We start from the raw sequence: 3,088 nt of genomic DNA, 5'->3' as shown, positions 1-3,088 counted from the left end.
GCCGCCCATTTATCCATATAGACACGACGCTGTTCTAAATAGTCAGTACGACGATAGGCACGCTCTACTTTACCGCCAACCGTATGACCTAGGATAGTTTCAGCGACCTCATAGGGGGCATCGGTTGTTTCAGCGAGCCAATCACGTAAACTAGAACGAAACCCATGGGGACAAGCATCAAGTTTATTTTTTTTCATATATTGTGACATGGAACACTCATTAAGAGGCCCCCGACCTCTAGCAGAAAAAAAGAAATCATTGCGTGATAAAAGGCGTGCTTGTTTTAAAATGTCTAATGCTTCTGTTGATAGAGGCACGCGAAATTCTGTTGTAGCATCACGTTTTCCTTTCATATTTTCAGCAGGGATTGTCCATATATCGCCATCAACTTGATCCTTATGAATATGACGTAAAGGATTGGTACGAACCCCTGTAAGGATAAGCAAACGCAAAGCCAGTTGTGTTAGGGCTGTTGTTTGACAAAGTGTTTTATAAAAAGCGGGAATGTCTCTCCAATCCATGGCTGGTCTATTTTGCGTTTTATGACGTTGTTTCCCTAAGAGCGCTTTTGCTTTTTCTGCTGCTTGTAAATCAACATTCAAACCCAAAGCAGCCGCATGTTTGAGACAAAGATTAAGACGATTCAGTGCTTTCTCTGCTGTTCCAGCTTTTGTATGCCAAATAGGGGCAAGGGTATTGCGTATCTCTGTTTGGGTAATCTCAGAAACGGGCATACAGCCTAATTTAGGGAGAATGTAAAGCCGCAAGGGAGAAAACCATTTACCATTTTTACCATCACCTTTTAATTCCGCTTTTCGACTTTCAAAAGTATCTAAAGCAATGTCTTTTAAGTAATGGAGATTACGCATTGCTTCATGCTTTTGTTTATTGCGTTCTTTAATGGGATCACGCCCTTCACGTAAAACAGAGCGCCATTGGTTTGCACATTCACGGGCTTGTTTTAAAGAAACATGCCTTAAAGCACCCAAGCCCATTTCACGACGGCGTCCGTGAATGGTATAACGATAAAGCCATTGAGCACCTCCATCTTTACGCTTGTGAAGAAGCAAGCCGGCACCATCATTATATTTGCCAGCCCCCAATGTTGCGACAGATCTTGCATTAAGACGGTTCATAAGAGCCATTTTTACTCCTTTCTTGTATAAATTTTACCCACACGCCAGCCCCGCTTTTGACGTGCAAATGAGTGGTTTTGATTGATTCAACATAAATAGATTTGAAATGAGAGAATCCTACGTTATTCGAGATTCTAATTCAATATGAATAACGCTAGATTATCATTATAAATCAATATGTTGTTGCCGCCAAGACCTTGATAGGAATGAAGAAAACCCGTTTCCAAATGCCCAATAGTGCGCAGACAGCGCAAGATTTTGGAACGATTGTTATTCCTACCTACAGCGGTGAAGCAGCAGCGTAATCATTAAGGAGGAAAACAAGACATGGCAGATCAATTACCACCTCCTTTGCAAGGGAGAAATCTTCACACCCAACAGGTGAGTTTCTTACGTTTGAATATCTCGCATAAAGATAAGCATCTCACAACGAAAATAGGGATATTACCCCGTGGTGCTTTAATTACCTCGATAAAAGCGTTTGTGAAGACAGCGTTTTCTGAGGCGAAGTTGAAGATAGGCAGCACCTATGGAGGCAATGAGTTCAGTGAAAAAGACATCAAAGCCCAAGGCACGCAAGATTTTACGCCAACAGATCAAAAGTCTTTTGTTGCAGATGATAAGGAGATGACCCTTTATGCAACACGAGACAAAACCACTGATGCTGGTGAATGTATTGTGGTTGTGCAATTCGTGACAAATCATTGAGGGGATAAGACATGGCAGATTATTTACCACAGCCCTTGCAAGGGAGAAGTCTTCATACGCAGCAGGTAAGCTTTTTGCGGCTTAATTTTAGCTATGAAGATAAAGAAAACGCTATGAGAATAGGTACGCTACCTCGTGGTGCTTTGATTACTTCGATCAAAGTATATGTTAAGACAGCATTTTCGGACACGAAGGTAAAAATAGGCAGCACTGCTGGAGGGACTGAGTTTGGGGAAGCGGAAATCAAACAACAGACAGTAAAAGAAGTTAAGCCCACCAATCAGAAGGAATTTGTCCCTTATGATGAAGAACTTACTCTCTATGCTAAAGCGGACAAAACGGTACAAGCTGGTCAAGCAAGTATAGTCGTTGAATTCGTAACCAATCACTAAAATTGAGAGGAGATATCTATTAACTCCTCTCAGTTTATGAATTAGCAGATTGTACAGAGAGTTGTAAATTAAGGGCAGATAAGACAGCGACTAAAGTAGAAAGCTTGGGGTCACCCGTTTTGCTTAAAGAACGGTATAATCCACTACGTTCGCGATTGGTTTCTTTTGCTAAAGCACGCATATTTTGAGAGCGAGCAACAATACCAATGGCATCCGCTATATGAGCAGCATCACCAGTTTTGAAGGCTTCATTTAAAAAGACTTCTTGAGATTCTGGTGTTGTGAGGTGTTTTTCAAAGTTAAAGGTTTTCAATTTCATTTTTAAGATCCTTTAAAAGAGATAAGGCTTTTTGAATATCACTGGATTGTGTGGATTTATCACCACCACAAAGCAATATAATAATTTTATCGCCTTTTTTTGTGAAATAAACTCGATACCCAGCCCCATAGTGGATACGCAATTCACCTATACCATTAAAAAATTTAACGTCACCTAAAAGTCCTGAACGAATTCTATGAAGTCTTCCAAGAATTATATCGGCAGCTTTTCTGTCTTTAAGCTTTTCTAACCATTCATCAAATTCATCTGTTGTTTTTATTATAGCTACCATTGGTGCACTATAATACACATAATGTGTAATGTCAATAACAATATTTTTCACAGAAAGGTATTCTGATGACACGTCATTATATTCGGGTTAAGACCGGAGGACCGATACCTGTAAAGCGAGATGTTTATCGTCATAAGAGAACACTTTCGCACTTAGTGTCGGTTATTCAAGATGAGATTGATGACATAGCCGATGAGTATGTTCATCAAATCCAAGAAAGCATTTTTGCAGCTATTCGTTT

5 protein-coding genes and 1 pseudogene are annotated in these 3,088 nt (G+C 40.1%); 3 read left to right on the top strand and 3 right to left on the bottom strand.

Features of this window, described 5'->3' with window-relative positions; genetic code table 11:
* Positions 1-1,145 (bottom strand): tyrosine-type recombinase/integrase (locus tag ACFINU_RS09450; RefSeq protein WP_375618912.1); only part of this gene is annotated, 1,145 nt, incomplete at its 3' end.
* A 164-nt stretch (positions 1,146-1,309) separates the two neighbouring features.
* On the opposite strand from ACFINU_RS09450, the pseudogene ACFINU_RS09445 reads away from it, so the two are divergent.
* From ACFINU_RS09445 to ACFINU_RS09435, 3 genes and pseudogenes are all read left to right on the top strand, one after another.
* Positions 1,310-1,441 (top strand): annotated as a pseudogene (locus ACFINU_RS09445) (N4-gp56 family major capsid protein); the annotation flags it as partial.
* A gap of 22 nt (positions 1,442-1,463) precedes the next feature.
* Entirely contained in the window at positions 1,464-1,844 is a 381-nt protein-coding gene (locus ACFINU_RS09440; RefSeq protein ID WP_375618913.1) for a hypothetical protein, read from the top strand.
* A gap of 11 nt (positions 1,845-1,855) precedes the next feature.
* Positions 1,856-2,236: a hypothetical protein gene (locus ACFINU_RS09435; RefSeq protein ID WP_375618914.1), complete on the top strand. Its 381-nt coding sequence runs from the start codon at positions 1,856-1,858 to the stop codon at positions 2,234-2,236.
* 34 nt (positions 2,237-2,270) lie between these two features.
* Here ACFINU_RS09435 and ACFINU_RS09430 read toward each other — a convergent pair whose 3' ends face one another.
* Both ACFINU_RS09430 and ACFINU_RS09425 read right to left on the bottom strand, forming a co-directional pair.
* Positions 2,271-2,555, bottom strand: coding sequence for an addiction module antidote protein (locus ACFINU_RS09430; protein ID WP_375618915.1), 285 nt, complete (start codon positions 2,553-2,555; stop codon positions 2,271-2,273).
* A complete protein-coding gene (locus ACFINU_RS09425; protein ID WP_375618916.1) occupies positions 2,536-2,847 on the bottom strand; it encodes a type II toxin-antitoxin system RelE/ParE family toxin in 312 nt (103 codons plus the stop codon). The genes ACFINU_RS09430 and ACFINU_RS09425 overlap by 20 nt, the downstream gene beginning before the upstream one ends.
* Between the last annotated feature and the right edge of the window lie 241 nt (positions 2,848-3,088).

This window comes from Bartonella sp. AC130YNZD (assembly GCF_042196865.1).
GTDB lineage: Bacteria > Pseudomonadota > Alphaproteobacteria > Rhizobiales > Rhizobiaceae > Bartonella.
This window is presented reverse-complemented; position numbering and strand designations above follow the sequence as displayed.